Here is a 21,972-nt window from a genome sequence, read left to right on the forward strand (position 1 = left end):
GCGCGCCACGAATCACGCAAATACACCTTTAGACACAATCACAAGAGGAACTCCCGTGCGCATCGCACATATTTTTGCTCTGTTGATTTGCTTGTTCCCGGCGACTCAAGCCCGAGCCGCATTCACCGTTTCGATCTCCAGTGATACGGTCGCGGTCGGTACACCCGCACAGCTCAATGTGACCATCACCAGCGACGCTCCCGGGGGCGAGCTGTTGGACATATTCGGGCTCGAACTCCGGATCACGCGGGTGAGCGGGACGGGCGAACTTCGGTTCGTCGATCCCCAATCGTCCGCGGAACTGTTGAGTTCCAAATACGTGTTCGGAGCGGACAGCGTTAACGCCGTAACCCCCGGCGCCGATGTGCAGATCACCACGAACACGACCACCCACGACACGTACCTCGGGGGCGACGGGACGATGAGCGGGTCCGGTGCGACCGTCGGCTCGGACCCGCGGCTCCTCGTGGTTCTCGATCTCGACACGAGTTCCACCGTCGCGGGCGACAAGTACCAGATCTCTGTCATCGGGAGCGCGTTCACGTCCTTCTACGACCCCGCACTGAACCCCGTCGATTCGTCCGCCGGAACGGGGACGCTGGACGTCCGCACGAGTGGAGTGACGCCCACACCGGCGCCCCCAAGTGCCGCTCTCGCACTTACTGGCGCCGTTTTCTGGGGCGCGGTCCGGCGGCTCCGCTCGCGTGCAGTTCCGGGTGCTGTTTGATACTTAAGTCGTGCTGATTATTGGCCTTCTGTAGCCGGCCTCTGTCAACGAATTTCAATCCTTGGAGCTCGAATCCGGGCAACGACTTAGGGAATATAAGGGTGCCGCAGAGGTCGGGACGGCTCGAACGCCGCCTCTATCTCACGCACGCCCGAGTGATCTAAACCTCACGAATTCCATGAACATTCGCAACTTCGCTTCCCAAGGATTGAAATTCGTTGACAGAGGCCGGCTACAGAAGCAATTGATGACCAAAGCGAGTTACTTTACCAGCCCGAATTTCTCGATCTTCCGGTCCAGGGTAGAGCGCTCGATCCCGAGAATGGTCGCGGCCTTTGATTTGTTCCAGTCGGTGTGCTTGAGCGTTTCCAGGATGTGGCGCTTCTCCACGTCGTCGAGCGGCTCCGGCCGGTACGCGGCAGTGACCACGCCCACGACCGGCGCCCCGACGTCGAGTTCCGACAGCCAGATGTCCGCGGTGTCGAGTTGCGGACCGATCCCGAGTGCCACCGCGCGTTCGATCACGTTGCGCAGTTCGCGGACATTTCCGGGCCAGCGGTACGTCCGGAGCTTGTCCAGCGCCGCGGGGGTGAAGCTCTTGATCTTCCGCCCAGTTTCGCGGACGAACTTCTTGAGGAAGTGCTCGGCCAAGAGCGGCACGTCGTCCAGGCGCTCGCGCAGCGGCGGTACGTCGAGCTGCACCACCTGGAGCCGGTAGAACAGGTCGCGCCGGAACGTGCCCGCGCGCACGGCCTCTTCGAGCGGTCGGTTGGTGGCAGCGACCACGCGCACGTCCACTTTGATGGCCACGTTCCCGCCGACGCGCTCGAACGGGTGCCCCTCCAGTACGCGCAGGAACTTGGCCTGCGTGGTGAGCGCCATCTCGCCGATTTCGTCGAGGAAGATGGTGCCGTTGTCGGCGGCCTCGAACTTCCCGACCATGCGCTCGGTCGCGCCCGTGAACGCGCCCTTTTCGTGGCCGAACAGCTCGCTCTCGAGCAATGTTTCGGTGAGCGCGGCGCAGTTCAAGCAGATGAAAGCGCCCTCGTGCCGCGGACTGTTCTGGTGAATCGCGCGGGCGACGAGTTCCTTGCCAGACCCGCTCTCCCCGCGGATCAACACGGTGGCCCGGGTTTCGCCCACGCGAGCGATCTGCCCCTCGATCTTCCGCAGCGGCTCGCTCCCGCCGACGATTTCGCTCTCGATCCGGAGCTGGGTCCGCAGGCTGCGGTTCTCGGCCGAGAGGTTCACTTGCCGCGTGAGTTTGTGCCACGCGGTACCGAGTTGTCGGGCCACCGCGAGCGTGAATTCGAGGTCGTCCGTGTTGAGCGGCGAGTGCCCCAGCGTGCGGTACAAGTGCAATAGCCCGAGCACCTTGTCGTCGAAGACGATCGGCGCGCAGATCAGGCTCGCGACCTTCAGTTCCGCGATGCTGTCGCGGTCCGCGAGCATCCGGTTCGCGGCCACGTTTTCGGCGAGCACGGCCTGCTTGCCGGACAGCACCTCGCTGCTGACGAACTGCGACACCTTGTGGTACGTGGCCGGCCCGCCCCCGCGCACGCGGTGGGTCAGCAGTTCCAACTCCTTCGGTTCTTTCAGCGCGAGCACGGCCACGACCTCGGCCGGGGTCGCGCGGAACACCGAGTCCACCGCGAGCGCGCACAGTTCACCCGTGTCTGCGGCCGCCGCCATGTCGAGCGCGAGACGGTACAGCACGCCGATCGCTTGCGGCGGGGCCACGCGCGCGTCCACCCGCACCGTCTCGGGTTCGGGCACGTTGGTCGCGCCGGTCTGCTGGTACCGCGTCTGACTGAGGCGCTTGCGGATCTCGAGGCCGTCCACCTTCTCCACGGGCTTGATCGCGGACTTGGGCAAGTCGGGCAACTGGCTCATCTCTTCGATAAAGAGGAGCCGCGTGCGGCCGACCCGCACCTCGTCCAGGGGCCGCAGCGCGCGGTCCGTGCGGAGCGTTTCGCCGTTCAGGTGCGTCCCGTTGAGGCTCCCCAAGTCGCGCACGAACCACCCGCCCTCGGCCGCGAAGACCTCGGCGTGCTCGCGGCTACACAGGTCGTCGCGCAGAACGACGCGGTTCGTCGGCGCGCGGCCGAGCTTGTATCGCGTCCCCTCGTGCAAAGGAAACACGTCACCGAAACCGTCGTCGCGGCGCGCGACGAGGAACGCACTGGGAGGTTGAGCCATTGGCATGGGTTGGGGGGAGGCGACTTCCTTCACCATAGAAGACAAAGACAAGAAGGTGCAAGCCAGAACCGGTCCGTTACCGTCCGAGCACCCCCAATCGGGGCGATTTTAGCGCGAAAAGTGATACCCGAGGTACATCAGCGTGCTAAACGACACGATCGAGAACATCAGCGCGGCCGGACTGACCTCCGCGTATCCGTACCGCGTAGTCACATCGGCCGGCGGCGCAAACGCATCCGACCCACTCTCTTTGGTGTGCCAAACCGTTTCGGGGACCGCGCGACTCGTCCATAGCGCCACGCTCCCGAACACCAATAGCCCGAAAGCCGCGATGTGAACGATTGCAGGTACCACGATTTCCCCCTGCTCGTTCCCCGGTTTCATGGCGAGGGCAAGGAAGATCGCGAGACCGTTGTTCATCGCGTGAAGCAGGATCGGCGCCCAAATGGAGCGCGTAACGAGGTACACGAAGTGGAGGTACGCGCCCATTGCCGCGATCACGACCAGTTGGGACGGGTCGAGGTGCATGGCCGAGAACAGCGCGGACGTGAGTAGCACCCCCACAACCACACCATTACGGGCACACAACCCGCGCCCCAGGAACCCGCGGCACCAAAGTTCTTCGACCAGGCCCGGCCCAATCGCGACCGCCAGAACCGTGAGCGGCCACGGGAACTGACCGAACACGCCGTTGAGCGCCTTCATCGCCGCGGGCGGTTTCATCCCGGTAAGCGTGAGGAACACGGTCTGAATCAAGTCCGACATAACGATGAAGCCCGGCACGAGCAGCAGCACAAGTACGATGTGGAGCCAGTACGGTCGGCGCACACCGATTTGCTGCTTCCACCCCGGCCCGATCCGGCGCGGAACCACGAGCAGAATTAACCCCAGCGAAACGACCTGCGCGGCGAGCATTCCCCACGCGAGCGCTTGTCCGAACTCGAAGGGAATCGGCGGGCGCTCCCCTTCGACCTTCAGGTCGACCGACTTCCCGAACGCGGTGAACTGCTCGTCCACAAACGCCTTCGCGTCCGGCGCCGCAAGCGCGTAAGCTGTGAACGCGACCGTAACGGCCACGATCGCGCCGAGCAGTTGTGTCGCGATGAAGATCACGCACCACAGAACCGCTTCGATGAACCCCGGTTTCGGGAGCCGGCGCACGACGAGAGGGGCGACTTCCGGTTCGGGTCGCGTAACCAGCGGCGGATCGTTGCCTAGTTCACTCATGGGCGCGGTTCTTCACCCCGGCACGAGCGCGAACCGCGCCCGCGAATGGATCACAGTCTGCTACTAACATCCGCTAATAATTCCGGACCGGCCACTTCAACCGGTCGGAATTCGCTGAAGTGTTGGCCCGATTTTAGTTCCCCAACAACAAACTCTAGTACCGCACCCAACCGTTGTACTCCATCAGTTGCAGTATCCACGGGCTGCGCCACGGGTTCCACGCGGGGTAGAACACGCTCAGCACACCGAAACCCAGGAGCGCTGCGCACAACAGGCGCCCAGCCTCGCTGCGCCCGAGTCGATCAGCGGCGGAGGGAATCGCGAGTACCCACAGGGGAATCAGCCAGAACAGCCACCGCGGGCCGCTCGTGTTTCCGCCGTAGTTGTAGCTCTGAACCCGCGTCAAATAGAACGCGAACACCGCAACTGACACCACCAGCGTCATCGCCGCGAACAGTTCCGGCGTCCAGCCCGTGCCCTTTTTGTTGGTAAAGAGCTTCTGCACCGCGGGGGCGCTCTTGATGCCCATAACCAGTAGCCCGACGAACGCGATCAACCACACCGGCGTCAGGCTGAACCACCCGTGATGTCCGAGTGTGAGGTGGAACGCATAAACCGTTGTCGGCTCGTCGTTAAAATCGATGCCCTTTGCGGCCGGCGTTCCGCGTTTCGCCCAGTGGCTGCCCTCGAAATTATACCAGGGGCCGCCGAACTCGCTGTAGGCCGGTAGGAGCTTCCCCAGCGCCGCGTAGTTGGCCGCAAACAGCGCCGCGAACGGCAGCGCCGCACAGGGGATGAAGAACAGGATGGTGCTTCGCGGCCGGGCGATGAACAGCGTCAGGAAGAGCGCCGCGAAGAACGCGAGCGCCGGTAACTCGAACGTGGCCGCGGCTGCGGAGAAGAACCCGCACCCGCAGTACCCCGCGGGCGTCATGTCGCGGTTCTCGGCGACCGCTCGCAACAGCGGGTAGCTCGCGAACAATACGCAGTACGCCGCCGGCAGGTGGTTGTTCAGCGTGCCCGTGAACGTGAGTAGGAACGTCCCCACGGACGCGACCGCGAACGCGAGCAGTTTCCCGAAGTCGGTCTTACCCGTCGCGTCGAGCAGTTTCCCGATCAGCAACAGGTACACCAGTAAGGGGAGCACGTTCCACGTGAGCACGATCACGGGGATCACGAGCCAGCGGTCCTTCCCGATGTCCCACCCGAACCCCTGGTTGAGCAGCCAGTATTCGCACGCGACCAGCACCGACATGAGCGGCGGCTTGCTCGAATAGAACTCCTTCGTTTCGGGGTTCATCACGATGTCCAGGCTCTTGTAGGCCGGTTCCGCGACGATGCCCTCGTCCTTGTACTTCGTGGAGTCTTTCGGGTCGGGGTAGGTGCGTTTGCCGATCACGAACGTGCGGTTGTGAACCAGCGCGCGAACAGTGGCCCAGCGCGACTTGTCGTTGGAGCTGAACGTGGGTATCGGGTCCGGCCGCGTGTCCGGCCACTTGCGGTCCGGTTCGGCGCCGTACCCGCCCTTCTCCGCGGCCTTGTACCGGCTCGGCTCGATCACGTTCTCCGCGCCAACGGTTTTCGCCGCGGCGATCGCCACGGCCGCGGCCGCCAGGAGCAGGAACGCCGAACGGCGCATGTCGGACGGTTCAGCGGCCATCAGCGGGCTTCCTGCTTGGTTGGTGTGTGCTCCGCGACGCTGTACGGGTCGTTGTCGAGCCACTTCCGCGCGACGGTCATTTCCGTCACCAAACCCGCCAGCAAGCACTGGGCACCGAGCAGACCACAACCCACCGACAGAATCAACACGACCATTTGCGTGAACGGGCCGGCGCCGAGCGTGCCGTCGATCAGCCGCAGGAACAGGTTCGCCAGTAGCAGGAGCAGGCCGAACACCGCACCGCTCCCGAACGTCAGTCCCCACGCACCGAGGAAGTGGTTCGGCCGGCGCCCGAAGCCGGTGAGTAGCCGCACGGTGGTCACGTCGAGCGCGCCCTTGATGAAGCGTTTCCAACCGTACTTGGAACTGCCGAACTTCCGCGCGCGGTGCTGGATGACGAGTTCGCCCACCTTGAACCCGCGTGCGGTCGCGAGGACCGGCACGAACCGGTGAAGCTCTCCGTACAGATAAACCTCCCGGAGCGATTCCGCGCGGTACGCCTTCATCCCACAGTTGTGGTCGTGGAGATGAACGCCGGTCAGCACGCTCAGGAACTTGTTGAACACGCGACTCGGGAACACCTTGTGCCAGGGGTCGTGTCGAACCTTTTTCCAGCCGCTCACGACGTCCAACCCGCCCCGCAGCGCGTCCAGAAAGTGCGGGATCTCGTGCGGATCGTCTTGCAGGTCCGCGTCCATTGTGATGATGACGCTCCCGCGCGCGGCGGAGAACCCCGCGGCGAGCGCGGCAGCCTTCCCGAAGTTGCGCCGGAACTTGATCCCGCGCACGCGGTCGTCCTTTTCGGCCAGCGCACACACGATGTCCCAGGAGCCGTCCTTGCTTCCGTCGTCGACGAAGATCATCTCGACGCGCTCGGTAAGCTTCTGCGCGACTTCGGTGATCTCCGCGTGCAGCGCGACGAGGCTCTCCCGCTCGTTGAAAACGGGAATCACCAGTGAGAGAAGGGAGGCAGAACCTATCCCAAAGGGAGAGGGGCTTAAAACCGGCACACCGACTTCTGTTTTTGGTTCTGTTCCCCCTTCCTTTTTAGGGAAGGGGGTTAGGGGGTTAGGTTGACTTTGGCTTTCCCCCTTCCCTTCAGAGAGGGGGGACGGGGGGGAGGTTGGTCATCGTGTCCGTCACGGCTTGGCATGCGACTTCTCGTGGTGAATCGGAATCGTTTCGTCGTGACGAACCGGTGGGGGGAGAGCAGGCTTCTTCGCGTAGAGTAAAAGACCGACCACGACTTCCGCAATGGTCCACGTCAAACGGAGCGCGAGGGCCACCACAATGGCCACCTGCCCCGCGTGCTCCGTACCCAGTGCGGACACGAACTGCGGGGCCAGCGCCCACCGCAACACAAACTCACGGGCACCGAGTCCGCCGGGTGCGACCACAATCACGAACCCCGCGACGTAGCACAGCGCGACCGCGGCCAGGTCTATCGTAAACGCCCTGGCGCCCCATCCCGGCGCGTCCGGCAGCAGTCCGTGAACGGTTAGCCCCAGACTAAGTGCCAGTAAGCAATACCCACACGCACCGTGAACAAGTCCTTGAGCCAAAAGCAAAACGGACGGTGACGGCAACGGCGGTGCGCCCGGCCCGCGCCGCTTCTTCGCGATCCGGACCGCAAGTTTGTTTAGAGCTGCCAGCCCCAACGGGAGCGCGGCGACTGCGAACAAAAGAGTCGTGCGACCCGAAACTTCGGGCGGCAGCACCCCCAACGTGGGCAGGAACAGTACCCCCAGAAGCGCGCCCGCGGCCATACTCGTGAGCGTTTCGTAGGTCGCGGTCACAGCAACGGGAATCGGGTGCGCCCCCTGGTGCCGTAGCATCGCCACGCGCATCACCAGCACCGCCACTTTGCCCGGAATGTACTTTCCGAACTGACTGATGTAATACGCTCGCAACCCGACCCACCACGACACCCGAACGCCCTGACTGTGCAGCAATCGCACCCAGAACGTGGACCAGCACAGGTGCGCGAGCAGGTACAGCACGCCGGCCGGGATTAGCAGCTCCACGCGCACGCGGATCGGGAGCGTCCCGGGTTCGATCCCCTTCAGGGTATTGTGGAAGCTCCACCCCACCGCGATCACGATCACGATCGCGACCACGGTCTCGATCGCGAGCCGAATCTTCCTGTGCTTGCCGTTGGACATGAACCGGATTCTACGAGGCGCAACCGGGTCCGGTCACTCACCTTCACATTGTCGCGCTGGAACCGGTCTGATAGGTTCAACCGTTAGAAGTGAGGAAATGCAGATGAGCACCGAAAATACCTCCCCGACGCCCGATCAACCGACCCCGCCGGCCGTGACACCCGCCGCGCCCGTAACGCCCGCCAGCGCCGCGACACCGCCGGCCTCGGGCGCGAACGCGCCGAAGCCGGGTGGCCCAGCGCCCTACGCGGGCAAAGGCCCGCCCCGACCGGGTGCCCCGCGCCCGAGTGGTCCCGGTGGCCCGAACCGCGGCGGACCGAATCGCGGGGGCGATCGGCCGAACCGCAGCGACAAGCCGTACAACCCGGGCGGTGCGCCGCAGCAGCTCTACGTCGGCAGCACGAAACCCAACGCCCGCGAACTCGACAAACTGATCGAGGACGAACTCGCGCAAGCGATGGGCGATTTCGACGTGTCCAAGACCGTCGCAGCCGTCGAGACGGTGCAGAAACCCCGCGCGGCCGGGACCGTGGGTGGCGGAAAGAAGACCGGCGTGATCGTCGGCGTTCACGGCAACGACGTGTTCGTCGAAGTACCCGGCGGGCGCAGCCAGGGCGTGCTCCCGCTCCAACAGTTCGAGGGCCGCAAGCCCGTGGTCGGCGAAGCGGTCGAGTTCGACATCGACCACTACGACTCCGCCGACGGCCTGCTGATCCTCACGCGCGAGGGGTCCACGCAGATCGTTCACGACTGGTCGCAGGTCGCCTACGGCATGATCGTGGAAGCCCGCGTCACCGGTACGAACAAGAACAAGACCGGCCTCACGGTCGAAGTCGCGGGCATCAAGGGGTTCCTCCCCGCGAGCCAACTCGATCTGTACCGCGTCGAGAACATCGACCAGTTCGTGAACCAGCGCCTCAAAGTGATGGTTGCCGAGGTCAACCCGGAAGAGCGCAACCTAATCGTGAGCCGCCGTGCGGTTCAGGAGAAGGAAAAGCAAGCGAAGGCCGAAGAGTTCTGGAAGAACGTCTCGGAAGGCCAGGTGCTCAAGGGCATCGTGCGCAGCATCAAGCCGTTCGGCGCGTTCGTCGACCTCGGCGGCGCGGACGGACTGATCCCCGCGTCGGAGTTCTCCTGGCAGCGGGTCAACGACCTGTCCGAGTTCGTGAAAATCGGTCAGCAGGTCGAAGTGAAGATCAACCGCATCGATTTCGACGCGCGGAAGATCGGGCTGAGCATGAAGCAGCTCACCGTCAGCCCGTTCGAGGAGTACGCGAAGCAGGTACAGGCCGGCGCCCGGGTCACGGGTAAGGTCACCCGCATCGCGGACTTCGGCGCGTTCGTGGAACTGACCCCGGGCGTCGAGGGGCTGATCCACGTCTCGGAACTGTCCACGCAGCGCGTGCGCCGCGTGCGCGACGTGATCGAAGAGGGCCAAACGGTCATCGTCGAGATCCTGAGCATGGACGCGACCACCCGGCGCATCGCTCTGAGCCTCAAGAAGATCGCGAGCGAGGAAGAGGCCGCGGCGGAAGCGGCGGAACAAGCCGAGCACGAAGCGGATCTCAAGGCCGCGGAAGAGGCGATGGCCAACCGCCCGGTGAACCCGAACCTGCGCGGCGGCATCGGCAGCGTGATCAAGTTCGACAAGCCGTAATTCACAGGTGAACCCCGCCCGCAAGGGCGGCGGGTGCCGGTGTAGTGACTCACCGTAACTGGTAACGCACTACACAATGCAACCCGCCGCCCTTGCGGGCGGGGTTCACTCGCTTGCCGCTCTTGCGCGCGGGGTTCACAGAACCATTTCATCCGTGCAACCGTATATTACCGCGGTCGTTCCTCCTGTGAGAGACCGCGCGTATGCCAGTCGACGGACCATCAAACGCACGTTCCCCGCGTGAACTCGCCGCGCTCCTCGACGCGCTGCAAAAGAACGTCGGGCGCGTGTTCCTGGGTAAACCCGATATCGTGCGGTTCGCCGCCGTCGCGCTGCTCGCCGACGGGCACCTGCTACTCGACGACGTGCCGGGGGTCGGCAAAACGCTCCTCGCGAAGGCACTCGCACGCAGCCTCGCGTGTAAATTCAACCGCATCCAATTCACGCCCGACCTGCTCCCCGGCGACTTGCTCGGGGTCACGATCTATCGGGCACAGACCAGCGAATTCATCTTCCAGCCCGGCCCCGTGTTCGCCGAAGTGGTTCTGGCCGATGAAATCAATCGCGCGACCCCGCGCACGCAGTCCGCGCTGCTCGAAGCGATGCAAGAGCGACAGGTAACCGTGGACGGCAACACGCGGCCGCTCGGTCCGCCGTTCCTCGTCGTCGCGACCCAGAACCCGCACGAGTTCGAGGGCACGTACCCGTTGCCCGAGAGCCAACTCGACCGATTCATGCTGCGCGTGAAGGTCGGGTACCCGGACCGCGAGGCCGAGCGCGCGATCCTCACGCAGCACCGGGCCGGCGAACCGGTCGAAACCCTTGAACCGGTCCTCCAGCCCGCTGACGTAATTGCGCTGCAGACCTACGTGCGCACGGTGCGAGTCGATCCGTCCATTGCCGAGTACATTCTCGACCTGATCGGCGGAACCCGCACGCACCCGGAGCTCGCGCTGGGCGCGAGCACCCGCGCCGCGCTCGCGATGTACCGGGCGGTCCAGGCGTTCGCGGTCACCGCCGGGCGCGACTTCGCGGTCCCCGACGACGTGAAGGCGCTCGCCGAACCGGTCCTGGCGCACCGCCTCGTGACACGGAGCTGGGCCGCGGGCGGGCACCCGGACGCCGGCCCCGTGGTGCGCGAGATCCTCGCGAAACTCAAGGTGCCAGCATGAAGCGCTCCGAGGGCGTGATCGACGGCCCCCAGATGCAGTTCACGCCAGCCGGTGTCGCGTGGCTCGGCGTGGCCCTGGTGGTCGGCGCGATCGCGTGGTACAAGAGCATCAACCTGGTGCTCCTCATCGTGTACGTGATGATCGCCCTGGTCGTGCTGAACGGCATCCTGGCGCGGATCAACGTGCGCCGCGCGAGCGCCAGGCGCCTCGCGGTGGGACCACTGTTCGCGGGCGAGCGGTCCGAGTACGGCGTGCGCGTCACGAACCTCGGGCGCCGGGCGGTAACTGTTGCGGTCGAAGACCGGTCGCGGGCGGGCACGACGAACTTTCTGGCGTACCGCGTCCGTGGGGCCAAGACACTGGACTGCACCGCGTCGCGCGCGTTCCCGACGCGCGGGCGATTCGGCGGGCCGGTCGCACTCGTGTCGAGCTTCCCGTTCGGGTTCGTGACGTGTCAGCTCCCCGGCGACGCGACGGACGAGGTCATCGTGCTCCCGACCCCGGGAGTCGCTGAACCGGACGGTCTGCGCCGCTGGGTGATTCGGCAGGCGGGGGGCGACGGGCGCTCGCGCAAGGTGCTCCGCCGTGTGACCACGGACCGGGCCGAAGTGCGCGGCGTGCGCGGGTACCGGACCGGCGACCCGATCCGCGACATCCACTGGCGCACGACCGCTCGCCGCGGCGAGCCGATGGTGCGCGAGTACGACACGGCCCCGTCGCCGGAACTGGTGCTGGTGGTTGAACCCTGGCTCCCTCCGACCCCGACACCCGCGGACCGCGACCGGCTTGAAGCCGCGCTGAGTCTCGCGGCGACGATCGCGGTAACGTGGCGGCGCGCGTTCGATAGTCCGATCACCGTTGTGGTGCCCGGGCACGGCGCCGGGACCGCCCATTCCGAGGAGCACATGCGCGCAGCACTCGCCCCGCTCGCGGACGTGACCGGCGGACCGGAAGTCGAAGCACCGAGCACGGCCGTATTCGCCGGGCACCTCGCGCGCGGAGCACGAGTGGTTGTGAGCAGCCGACCGAACTCGCCGTTCGCCGGCACACTGGCGCGGTCCACGGGCAAGCCGTTCGCGACCGTTTGCCCCACCGACCGGCTCCCGTGGTACCAACCACCCAAGACCGCATAGCCCGCGACCGACACCCACGAGAGCCACCACGGGGCACCCGATGCCGACCGAAGCGACCTTCCGGTTCAGCACATATCTGACGCTCGCGCTGGCGTGCGTAACCCTGGGGTACGCGCAAGCCCCCATGCTCCCGGAGGTCGCGGGGTTCGCGGTGCTGGCCGTGCTCGCGCTCGGCGCACTGTACTTCATCGAAACTCGATTCACACTGCTCTCGATCCCGGCCGCGAACCGGCTCGGGGGCGCGGTCGGTGCGTGCTTCTGCCTGTGGGTCGCGTACCGCGTCAAACGGGAGATCGACACGGGCGAGTTCGCGCACATGGGCTGGCACGTGCTCATGGTCGCGATGTTCGGCCCGCTAGTGATGATGCTCCTGGCCGCGAAAGTCGCCCGCGGCGAGAAGCACGCGGGCGACTATTGGTCGCTCCACGGACTCGCGCTCGCGGGCGTCGGGCTGGCCGCGGCGTTCGCCGAAGAGCCGCTGTGTTTCGTGCTCGTCGGGCTGTACCTCGTCGCGGCCGTGTGGAGCCTCTCGCTGTTCTACCTCGGGTGTGCGAGCGGGGCCGTTCCGCCGGTCCCCGACCCGAACAAAGTGGTCCCGGACGCGGCCGCCGCGTCCGGCGAGCCGCGCGGCACGCGAACGGGGTTCCCGTCGGCGCTCGTGTGGGCCGCTTGCGCGGGGGTCGTCGCGGTCCCCGTCTACCTCCTGACCCCGCGCTCGTCTGCCCCCAAAGCGGACTTCGGGAAGCCCCGCGTCGAGATCGGGTACGCCGCGGACCAGATGGTGGACCTCAACCGCACCGGGGCGCTCAAAACGAACTCCGAGACCGCGTTCGAGGTGACCGCGACCTACCCCGACGGGGCGCCGAAGACGGACGTCAGCCCCGACCAGCGGTGGCGCGGGCGCACGCACCAGCAGTACACCGGCGGCGCGTGGAACATGGAGCCGAAGCGCCTACCGAACCTCGTCCGGACCGCGCGCCAATCGAACCCGTGGGCCGCCCCGAACCTCGGGCCGGGGCAGTTCACGCTCGCGTTTGAACTGCCCCCAAAGTCGAAAGCCCACTTCGCCGCCGACCCGATCCTCTGGCTGCCGAACCAACCGGCCCCGTTCGTCGGCGTGACCGAGGACGGCGACCAGGGGTGGATGCCCACCCCCGACGGTACCTTCTACTGGGATCCGGGTCCGCGCCAGCGCAACCGCCCGCTCAAGTACCGTCAGGAGTACGCGCCCCGAACCGACACGGACCTCGGACCGGGGTTCCAGATCGCCGACTCCCGGCTCGACGACTCACTCGACCAGCTCCGCATCAACCCCGTGGAGCGCGTGAAGGAGTACGCGGACAAGCTCCTCGTCGAGCTGATCGAGGGGGCAAACTCCCGGCCGAGTGGCGCGACCCGGCCAAGCTCCGCGACCCCAAACGGCGCCTCCCGCGCGCCGAGCACCACGACCTGATCGCCCGCGCGTTCTCCGCGCACCTCGCGACCACCCCGACCCTGCGGTACACCACCGATCTGAAGCGCGGAACGCCAAGATCGACCCCATCGAGGACTTCCTCTTCCACTCCAAAGCCGGGCACTGCGAGCGGTTCGCTACGGCGCTGGTCCTCATGCTCCGGTCCCAGGGCATCCCCGCGGTGTTCGTTCTCGGCTTCAAGGGGCACGAGCACGCGGGCGACGGGAAGTACCTCGTGAAACAGGAGCACGCGCACGCCTGGGCCGAGGCGTTCGTGTCGGTTCCCGTTCCGGAAGCCGACCGGCACCCCGACGGGCCGACCCACCTCTTCCACTGGCGGAGCCTCGACCCCACGCCCGGCGGCGACGCGAACAACGACGCGGACAACAGTTGGTGGAACAAGGCGAACACCTGGGTCGAGACGCAGTTCCAGCACTACGTGACCGATTACACCCCGGAGCAGCGCCGCAAGGAGCTCGCCGGGTTCGCGAGTTGGCTCACGCGAGTCAACACGCTCCTCGCGCTCGTCAACGTGATCGTGCTCGTGTTCAGCGTGCGGGCCGTGCTCCGGTGGCGCCGCGCGCGGGCGTCGGCGCCGCCCGCTCCCCCGCCCCCGGCCCGCTGGTTCGGGGAACTGGTCGCGGTGCTCGCCGCGCACGGGATCGAACCAGTAGCCGGGGACACGCCGATGGAGTTCGCACTCGCCGCGGCCGACGCGCTCCGCACCCGCCCCGGGTGCGCCGACGTCGCAGAGGTTCCAATCACCTGGGCGGGAGCGTATTATCAAGACCGGTTCGGCGGGGTTCCCCCGTCGGACGCCCGGCTCGCGGAGCTGGACCAGGATCTGGAACAGCTCCGGCGCGCCCTCGAACCGCGAGTGTAACGAATGAGTACCGTGAAGCGCCTGCGCGCGGAGACGTCGGTCGTCGTCGTGATCGACATCCAGGACAAGTTGTTGGCGAAGATCCCGGGCGCCCCGGGGCTCCTGCGGAACACGGGCTTCGTGCTCGACGTCGCGGCCCTGCTCGAAGTGCCCGCGCGCGCCACCGAGCAGTACCCCAAGGGGCTCGGCCCCACCGCCCCGGAAATCGCGCTCCGGCTCCCGGCCAACCTGCCCGCGAAGACCGCGTTCAGTTGCTGCGGGGCCGGGACGTTCCTGGAAGAACTCGAAATGCTCCGGCGCCCGAACGTGGTGCTCGTCGGCATGGAAACGCACGTGTGCGTCGCCCAAACCGCACTGGACTTGCTCCGCGCCGGGCTACACGTGTTCCTCCCGGTGGACGCGCTCGGGACGCGCCACGACCTCGACCACTCCACGGCACTCCGCCGGCTCGAACAGGCCGGTGCGGTCCCGACCACCGTCGAGGCGGTCGCGTTCGAGTGGCTGACCGACGCGACCCACCCGCAGTTCAAGGCCGTCAGCGAGTTGGTGAAGCGAAGGGCCGAAGGGTAAGGGTAAAAAAGGCAAAAGCCTTACACTTTTGTCATTTCCCCCCTTCACCCGCGCGCCCCTTCACCCTTTCATGAGAACAGAACGAGTTCAATCGGTCCCAACGCGAGCCATCCCATGACAACCCTCCCCGGTCAGCTCAACCCCACCCCGCGCCTGCTCCTCGGCCCCGGTCCGAGTGACGCCCACCCGCGCGTCCTCTCGGTCATGTCCACGCCGCTGCTCGGGCACCTGGACCCACAGTTCCTGGAGATCATGACCGAAACGCAGACCATGCTGCGCGAGGTGTACCAGACGAAGAACCAGCTCACGTTCCCGGTGTCCGCGACCGGCATGGCCGGCATGGAAACGTGCTTCGTGAACCTGATCGAACCGGGCGACCCGGTCGTGGTGTGCAGCATCGGGTACTTCGGCACGCGCATGATCGACGTGGCCGGGCGCACGGGCGCGAAACTCACGGTCAAAGAGAAGCCGTGGGGCCAGGTCTTCGACCTCAACGAGCTGCGCGACATCCTAAAGGAAACGCGCCCGAAGGTGCTCGGGCTGGTTCACGCCGAAACGTCTACCGGCGCGCTGCAGGACATCTCGCAGGTCGGCAAGCTGTGCCACGAGTTCGGCACGCTGCTCATCACCGACTGCGTGACCACTCTCGGCTGCACGCCGGTGAAGCTCGACGAGTGGGAAGTGGACGCGGCGTTCAGTTGCTCGCAGAAGGGGTTGAGCTGCCCGCCCGGGATGTCGCCCATCAGCTTCAGCCCGCGGGCGGTGGACGCGCTCAAGAACCGCAAGACGAAGGTCCAGAGCTGGTACCTCGATCTCACCTCGATCCAGAGCTACTGGAGCGGCGACCGGGCGTACCACCACACGGCCCCTATCACGATGGTGTACGCGCTGCGCGAAGGGCTACGGTTGGTACTCGAAGAAGGTCTGGAAGCCCGGTACGCGCGGCACCTGCGCAACCACGGGGCACTCAAGGCCGGTCTGGAAGCGCTCGGATTGGAGTACATCGCGGCGGAATCGTGCCGGCTCCCGCAGGTGAACGCGGTCAAGATCCCCGCGGGCGTCGACGACGTCGCGGGCCGCAAGCAACTGCTTAACGAGTTCGGCATCGAGATCGGCGGCGGGCTGGGCGACTTCAAGGGCAAGGCGTGGCGCATCGGGATCATGGGCTACAACAGCCGCTCGATCTGCGTGCTGTCGGTCCTCGCCGCGTTGGAGCACGTGCTCCGCGGAGCAGGCGTGAAAGTAACACCGGGGAGCGGCGTCGCCGCCGCCGAACTCGCCTACTCTGCGTAACAGAGCAATGCAGTAGTTGCCATGCTTACGCAGTCGTCGGTGGTCGTGTCGGTGGTTGAGTTTGTGTCTCGGGTTGGTGTGTGTCGATGGGAACGGGTGTGAGGATCAGGATTAGGTTCCAGCGGATCTCCCCCAGGGTGACACCGCGGGCCGCGATCCACCAGGCCCGGATCAACAGGCTCACCCCGACCAGGAGCAATCGGTACACGGGGTCGGCGCACGTGGTCCGAGCCAGGCACTCGCCCAACTGACGGTAGCTGGTCTCGATCCCGAACCGGGTCCGGTAGTCCAGGATCACTTGGGGCAGGCGCTCGAACCCGGGGGAGCACGCGAACACCAGGGGCCGGTGCCAGGAGCGACCCGGGACCACGGCCACGCGCACTGGGGCCGAACCGTCCCGGGACCGGCGGCACCGGATCGTGTGCTCGAACCACCCGCGCGTGCCCCGGGCGAAGAAGCGCTCGACTGCGTGCCCCCGGCGCACCATCGGGATCACGAACCGCACGTTCCGCTGGGTCAGGGCGCGGACCACGGACGCCGAGTAGAACGCGCGGTCCAACAGCACGTACCGGATGCGCACCCGGGCCCAGCCGATCTGGGCCAACAGGCGCGCGACGATCGCGTCCGGGGTATCCTTGGGGCGCACCGCGGTCCGGGCCCGGGTGTGGCGCCGCCCGGGGACCAGGGACACGGGCGTGGCGTAGGTCCAGAACCACGCGGTCCCGTTCTTGAACTGGCCCCCGACGACTCCGGGTGTGGCGCCCCGGTCCCCGTAGAACGGCCTCTGATGGGTGTCGATGGCGATCGGGATCGGGTGCTTGCGGAACGCCCGGGGGATGTGCCCGCGCAGCCCCGCGGACCAACCACCCCTCGAGGGGTGGTTGGTCCGCGGGGCGGTCCGCGCCGAGTGCCGCGCGCACGGTTTCGCGCCCGACCCGCGCGACGCGCCGGGCGACCGCGGACACGGTCACGTCCAGTGCGGACGCGGCCAACAGGCACCGGGCCAGGGCCACACGGGTCACCCCGGTCCCGTCGCGCAGGTGCAGGATCTGGGCCAGGACCTCGGCCCAAGCGTGTTGGCTCAGAACCGTTTGCGGGTTACATTGACAGCGGCGCATGGGGGCTCCGAACCGTGGATTGGTGGTACAACCCATTGTCACGGAACCCCATGCGCCACTCAATCGCCTTGGCAACTACTGCAATGGACTGCGCCACCAAACAAATCGCACGCGCGAAACACAACGGAACGCACTAAGCGAACGAAGACGGGCGTCTTCAATGCCTTTCCGCCCCGGAGGGCCGGCGTTCGTAGCACAGGGCCGAAGCCCTGTGCCCCCGTAGCGTGTTAGCGCAGATACCCCTTCGACTTCATCAGCGCGGCGATGCGTTCGACGCTTTCCTCGACATTGGTCTGGTCGGTTTGCAGCACGAGGTCGGGCGCCTTCGGTTCCTCGAAGGCCGCCGTCACGCCCGGCATCTGCGCGATCTTGCCCTCGTCGGCGAGCCGGTACGCGCCGCTCTGGTCGCGCGCACGCAGCACCTCCATCGGGGCCGTGCAGTACACCTCCAGCACGCGGTCCCGGCCGATCAACTGCTTCGCCTTCTCGCGCACCGCGTCGTGCGGGGCCACGAACGCCGCGATCGTAATCACCCCCGCGTCGTTCATCAGCTTCGCGACCTCGGCCGAGCGCCGCAGGTTCTCCGAGCGGTCATCCGCCGTGAACCCGAGGTCGCGGTTCAGCCCCTGGCGCATGTTCTGGCCGTACAGCACGGTCACCGCCCGGCCCTCGTCCCACAGCCGGCGCTCCAGGCCGTAGGCGATCCGGCTCTTCCCGCTCCCGGTCAGCCCGACCAGCAGCACCGTCACCGGCACTTGGTTGTAGCGCTGCTCGCGCTCGGCCGGCGCGACGAGGCTCTCGCGCAGTTTGAGGCGGGCCATCGGCTCCGCGCCCCACACGTCGCCCGGCGCCCGGCCGCTGCCGGTTTCCAGGATCATGCCGGCGCCGACCGTGTTGTTCGTCAGCCGGTCGATCAGGATGAACGCCCCGGTCGCGGCGTTGGTGCGGTACGGGTCGCACGCGAGCGGCTGCGTCAGGCTGAGTTGGACGTGCGCGACCTCGTTCAGCCCGAGCCGCGCGATGGCCCGGTGCTCCAGGGTGTTCACGTCGACGCCGTAGCGGAACGCCGCGACCTCCGCCGACACCTGCCGCGTGGTGTGCTTGAGTGTGTACGTCCGGCCGGGCACGAACGGTTGCTCGGACATCCACACCACCATCGCCTCGATCTGGGCGCTGACGTGCGGCGGGCCGTCGGGCCGCACCAGCATGTCGCCGCGGCTGACGTCCACCTCGTCGGTCAGCGTGACGGTCACGGCCTGCGGCGCGAACGCCTCGTCCAGTTCGCCGTCGTAGGTCACGATCGACTTCACCCGGCTGCGCTTGCCCGACGGCAGCGCCATCACCTCGTCGCCCTTGCGCAAGATCCCGGACGCCACCGTTCCGGCGAACCCGCGGAAGTCGAGGTTCGGGCGCACGACGTACTGCACCGGGAACCGCAGGTCGGTCAGGTTGCGGTCGCTGGCGATGTGGACCGTTTCCAGGTGGTCGAGCAGCGCCGGGCCGTGGTACCACGGCATCGCCTCGCTCTTGGACGCGACGTTGTCGCCCTTCAGCGCGGACATCGGGATGAACGTGATGTCCGGCAGCCCGAGCTTGGCGACGAACCCGGTGTAGTCGTCCTTGATGCGCTCGAAGACCTCCTGCGAGTGTTCGACGAGGTCCATCTTGTTGACCGCGACGACGACGTGCCGGATGCCCAGGAGCGACACGATGAATGAGTGCCGGCGCGTCTGGGTCTGCACGCCGTGGCGCGCGTCGATGAGGATGATGGCGAGCTGACACGTCGAGGCGCCGGTGGCCATGTTGCGCGTGTACTGCTCGTGGCCGGGCGTGTCGGCGATGATGAACTTGCGCCGGTCGGTCGAGAAGTACCGGTACGCGACGTCGATGGTGATGCCCTGCTCGCGCTCGGCCTTCAGGCCGTCGGTGAGCAGCGCGAGGTCGATCTCGCCGGCCCCGGTGGTGCCCACCTTCTCGCTGTCGCGCTTCACGGCGGCGAGCTGGTCCTCGTAGATCATCTTGGTGTCGTGCAGGAGCCGGCCGATGAGCGTGCTCTTGCCGTCGTCGACGCTGCCGCAGGTGAGGAACCGCAGCAGCTCTTTCTTCTGGTGGCGGGCGAGGTAGGCGTGAATGTCTTCCTGACTCAGGTCAACAGCTTGCATCTCAGGAACACCCAAAAGATTAGTGCCCGGGTCTCTTGTACCCGGGGTTGAAACCCCGGGCTATTCCCGGTGACCCCTTCGGGGTCCAAAAGGCATTATGTTTCAGACGCCACCGGCGTCACCGGGAATAGCCCGGGGTTTCAACCCCGGGTACGAAAGGCTATTGCCCGTCCCGCATTGTGTTTTTGGACCCTGAAAGGGTCACCGGGAATAGCCCGGGGTTTCAACCCCGGGCATTTAACCCGTGAGCGTCCCCAGTTACTCCGTTGCCTAGAAATACCCCTCGCGCTTCTTCTGCTCCATCGAGCCCGACTCGTCGTGGTCGATCATGCGGCCCTGGCGCTCGGAGTTCCGGGCCAGGAGCATCTCCTCGATGATCTCCGGGAGGGTCGTCGCGGCGCTCTCGATGGCCCCGGTGAGCGGGTAGCACCCCAGGGTGCGGAACCGCACGCGCTTCATCATCGGCACCTCGCCGGGGCGCAGCCGCATGCGGTCGTCGTCCACCATGATGAGCGTGCCGTCGCGCTCGACGACCGGGCGCACGTCGGCGAAGTAGAGCGGCACGATCGGGATGTTTTCCAGGTGGATGTACTGCCAGACGTCCAGTTCGGTCCAGTTGCTCAGCGGGAACGCGCGGATGCTCTCACCCTTGTTCACTTTGCAGTTGTACAAGTTCCACAGCTCGGGCCGCTGGTTCTTCGGATCCCACTGGTGCAATCGGTCGCGGAAGCTGTACACGCGCTCCTTGGCCCGGCTCTTCTCCTCGTCGCGCCGGGCGCCGCCGAACGCGGCGTCGAACTGGTAGTGGTTCAGCGCCTGCTTCAGCCCCGCCGTCTTCATGACGTCGGTGTGCTTCTTCGAGCCGTGGTCGAACGGGTTGATGTTCTGGGCCTGCCCCTCGGGGTTGATCCAGACCTTCAGGTCGAGGTTCTGCTCGCGGCAGAACCGGTCGCGGAACTCGATCATCGCCCGGAACTTCCAGGTCGTGTCGACGTGCAGCAGCGGGAACGGCAGGCGCCCGGGGTGGAACGCCTTCTGCGCCAGCCGGAGCATGACGGCGGAATCCTTACCGATCGAGTAGAGCATCACGGGCCGCTCGAACTCGGCGGCGACCTCGCGGATGATGTGGATGCTCTCTGCCTCCAGCACTTTCAAGTGGGAGAGGTTGTAACTGCTGCTGATGGCCCGCCCTCCTGGAGTCTTCACCCCTTAATTCTATGAGGTCGGGCCGCCAAATGGCGTGTCCGCCGGCGCGAACCACATTTCACCGGCACACCGGTAAGGGTATTTCACCGCGGAGAGCGCGAGAGGGCGCGGAGAAAGACAAAGGCGCAAGTGAGCGCATCCGATCCGGCCTTCCCTCTGCGTTCTCTCCGCCCTCTGCGGTGAAGCGCTCTTCACAACCGCCGGGGCCGCTACTTGTTATTCGGGAGGCCCCAAATGGTGAACTTGCGGCCGGACTTGGCGCTCAGGTCCAGGGCGCTGGAGGTGATGAACCGGGTGCTGTCCGAGACGAACCGCACCTGGATCACCCACGCCGGTGCGTCGAGTTCCTTCAGTTTGGCCAGCCGGCCCGGTTCCCACACGACGATCGGTCCCTGGCGCCCGGAAGTAACCAGGACGTCTCCCTTCGGACTCCAGTCCACCGAGTATAGCTCCTTGCACCCGCTCGCCGCCGACCGCAGTTCCTTGCCCGTGGCTGTGTCCCACAGCGCGAGTGTGCCGTCCACGTGGGCGGTAGCCAGCACCTTCCCGTCCGGGCTGAACGCGACCTCCTGGGTCATCTTCTTGTCCAGCACGTGAAGCAACTTGCCGGTGGCGACGTCGAACAGGCGCGGCTCGTAGTTGCGGTTACTGACCGCGAGCGTCTTCCCGTCCGGGCTGAACACGGGCTTCGCGCTGCCGGCCCCGGACCGCGCGAGCGTGCGGAGCAGTTTGCCCGTCGCGTCGAACAGGCGCACCTCGGTGTGGCCGGCGCCCTCGGCCCGGGGATCCCAGAACGTGGACCCGATGGCCAGCAACTTGCTGTCCGGGCTGAACGCGGCGTGGTCCGGGTCGTCCTTGAGTTCGATGTCGAACGACTTGTCGGTGTCGGTCCGGAGGACGGTATAGGTCGTCTTGTTGCGCTCGGTCCAGGCCACGAGTTTTCCGTCCGGGCTGGTTGCCAGAGTGATCGGGTGCGCGTCCTTGACCGGCTTCCGCAGTGGCCGCAGGGTGTTCTCGTCGAGCACCTCGACGCCCGCAGTCCGGTCGAGTACGGTCAACTCACCTTTACCGGGTCCGCGGGTGATCCGGTCCGCGCGTCGGTCGACCTCGTCGAGGACACGGACCTGAGCCGCGTTCATGGCGGAAATGGGAACAACGGCCACTTTCGGGACCGGTGCAGCGAACGCGACCAGGGCGACGGCCGGCAGCGCGAGCACGGGCATCAGGCGTGGGCAGCATGGCACGGGGAGCCTCACTTTCGCGGGCGAGGGGAAGAGGGCGGGCGTCGGTTTGGAGGAGTGCTTCATCGCAGAGGGTCGGAACAGTTTTCGCAGGCAGATTTCACCGCAG

17 protein-coding genes are annotated in these 21,972 nt (G+C 66.3%); 8 read left to right on the plus strand and 9 right to left on the minus strand.

The window, feature by feature from the left end:
• Positions 1-55 precede the first annotated feature (55 nt).
• Positions 56-727, plus strand: a complete 672-nt coding sequence (locus VT84_RS15405; protein ID WP_082840173.1) for a hypothetical protein — start codon at positions 56-58, stop codon at positions 725-727.
• Positions 728-988: 261 nt separating this feature from the next.
• Here VT84_RS15405 and VT84_RS15410 read toward each other — a convergent pair whose 3' ends face one another.
• The 5 genes from VT84_RS15410 to VT84_RS15430 form a co-directional block, all read right to left on the minus strand.
• Positions 989-2,926 carry a sigma 54-interacting transcriptional regulator gene (locus VT84_RS15410; protein WP_082840174.1) on the minus strand — a complete coding sequence of 646 codons (1,938 nt, stop codon included), beginning with the start codon at positions 2,924-2,926 and terminating at the stop codon, positions 989-991.
• Between the two features lie 108 nt (positions 2,927-3,034).
• On the minus strand, positions 3,035-4,153 hold the full coding sequence (locus VT84_RS15415; RefSeq protein WP_082840175.1) for a CPBP family intramembrane glutamic endopeptidase: 1,119 nt from the start codon (positions 4,151-4,153) through the stop codon (positions 3,035-3,037).
• Positions 4,154-4,307: 154 nt separating this feature from the next.
• On the minus strand, positions 4,308-5,813 hold the full coding sequence (locus VT84_RS15420; protein ID WP_052557559.1) for a hypothetical protein: 1,506 nt from the start codon (positions 5,811-5,813) through the stop codon (positions 4,308-4,310).
• Positions 5,813-6,766: a glycosyltransferase family 2 protein gene (locus VT84_RS15425; protein ID WP_239465849.1), complete on the minus strand. Its 954-nt coding sequence runs from the start codon at positions 6,764-6,766 to the stop codon at positions 5,813-5,815. The genes VT84_RS15420 and VT84_RS15425 overlap by 1 nt, the downstream gene beginning before the upstream one ends.
• A gap of 186 nt (positions 6,767-6,952) precedes the next feature.
• Positions 6,953-7,975 carry a YbhN family protein gene (locus VT84_RS15430; protein WP_082840176.1) on the minus strand — a complete coding sequence of 341 codons (1,023 nt, stop codon included), beginning with the start codon at positions 7,973-7,975 and terminating at the stop codon, positions 6,953-6,955.
• Positions 7,976-8,078: 103 nt separating this feature from the next.
• Between VT84_RS15430 and VT84_RS15435 the strand changes: the two genes are divergently transcribed.
• The 7 genes from VT84_RS15435 (at position 8,079) to VT84_RS15465 (ending at position 16,136) form a co-directional block, all read left to right on the plus strand.
• Positions 8,079-9,632, plus strand: coding sequence for a 30S ribosomal protein S1 (locus VT84_RS15435; protein WP_052557556.1), 1,554 nt, complete (start codon positions 8,079-8,081; stop codon positions 9,630-9,632).
• A gap of 203 nt (positions 9,633-9,835) precedes the next feature.
• On the plus strand, positions 9,836-10,804 hold the full coding sequence (locus VT84_RS15440) for an AAA family ATPase (protein ID WP_052557554.1): 969 nt from the start codon (positions 9,836-9,838) through the stop codon (positions 10,802-10,804).
• The gene (locus VT84_RS15445) at positions 10,801-11,937 is read left to right on the plus strand and encodes a DUF58 domain-containing protein (RefSeq protein ID WP_082840178.1); all 1,137 of its coding nucleotides are present in this window, start codon (positions 10,801-10,803) and stop codon (positions 11,935-11,937) included. The genes VT84_RS15440 and VT84_RS15445 overlap by 4 nt, the downstream gene beginning before the upstream one ends.
• Positions 11,938-11,977: 40 nt before the next feature.
• On the plus strand, positions 11,978-13,390 hold the full coding sequence (locus VT84_RS15450; RefSeq protein WP_082840179.1) for a DUF3488 domain-containing protein: 1,413 nt from the start codon (positions 11,978-11,980) through the stop codon (positions 13,388-13,390).
• Entirely contained in the window at positions 13,323-14,273 is a 951-nt protein-coding gene (locus tag VT84_RS15455; RefSeq protein WP_082840180.1) for a DUF4129 domain-containing transglutaminase family protein, read from the plus strand. The genes VT84_RS15450 and VT84_RS15455 overlap by 68 nt, the downstream gene beginning before the upstream one ends.
• Positions 14,274-14,276: 3 nt before the next feature.
• Entirely contained in the window at positions 14,277-14,843 is a 567-nt protein-coding gene (locus VT84_RS15460) for a hydrolase (RefSeq protein ID WP_052557549.1), read from the plus strand.
• Between the two features lie 114 nt (positions 14,844-14,957).
• On the plus strand, positions 14,958-16,136 hold the full coding sequence (locus VT84_RS15465; RefSeq protein WP_052557545.1) for a pyridoxal-phosphate-dependent aminotransferase family protein: 1,179 nt from the start codon (positions 14,958-14,960) through the stop codon (positions 16,134-16,136).
• Positions 16,137-16,161: 25 nt separating this feature from the next.
• Here the strand turns inward: VT84_RS15465 and VT84_RS40120 are convergent, their stop codons facing one another.
• The 4 genes from VT84_RS40120 to VT84_RS15485 all read right to left on the minus strand — a co-directional run bounded on the left by VT84_RS40120 (position 16,162) and on the right by VT84_RS15485 (position 21,866).
• Entirely contained in the window at positions 16,162-16,827 is a 666-nt protein-coding gene (locus VT84_RS40120) for a hypothetical protein (RefSeq protein WP_204249763.1), read from the minus strand.
• A 654-nt stretch (positions 16,828-17,481) separates the two neighbouring features.
• A complete protein-coding gene (gene cysN, locus VT84_RS15475; protein WP_052557477.1) occupies positions 17,482-19,416 on the minus strand; it encodes a sulfate adenylyltransferase subunit CysN in 1,935 nt (644 codons plus the stop codon).
• A gap of 270 nt (positions 19,417-19,686) precedes the next feature.
• Complete coding sequence (gene cysD, locus VT84_RS15480) at positions 19,687-20,598, minus strand: sulfate adenylyltransferase subunit CysD (protein ID WP_082843306.1); 912 nt, start codon at positions 20,596-20,598, stop codon at positions 19,687-19,689.
• Positions 20,599-20,831: 233 nt separating this feature from the next.
• The gene (locus tag VT84_RS15485) at positions 20,832-21,866 is read right to left on the minus strand and encodes a WD40 repeat domain-containing protein (protein WP_162271719.1); all 1,035 of its coding nucleotides are present in this window, start codon (positions 21,864-21,866) and stop codon (positions 20,832-20,834) included.
• Positions 21,867-21,972: the final 106 nt, after the last annotated feature.

The sequence above is a fragment of the Gemmata sp. SH-PL17 genome (genome assembly GCF_001610855.1).
GTDB lineage: Bacteria > Planctomycetota > Planctomycetia > Gemmatales > Gemmataceae > Gemmata > Gemmata massiliana.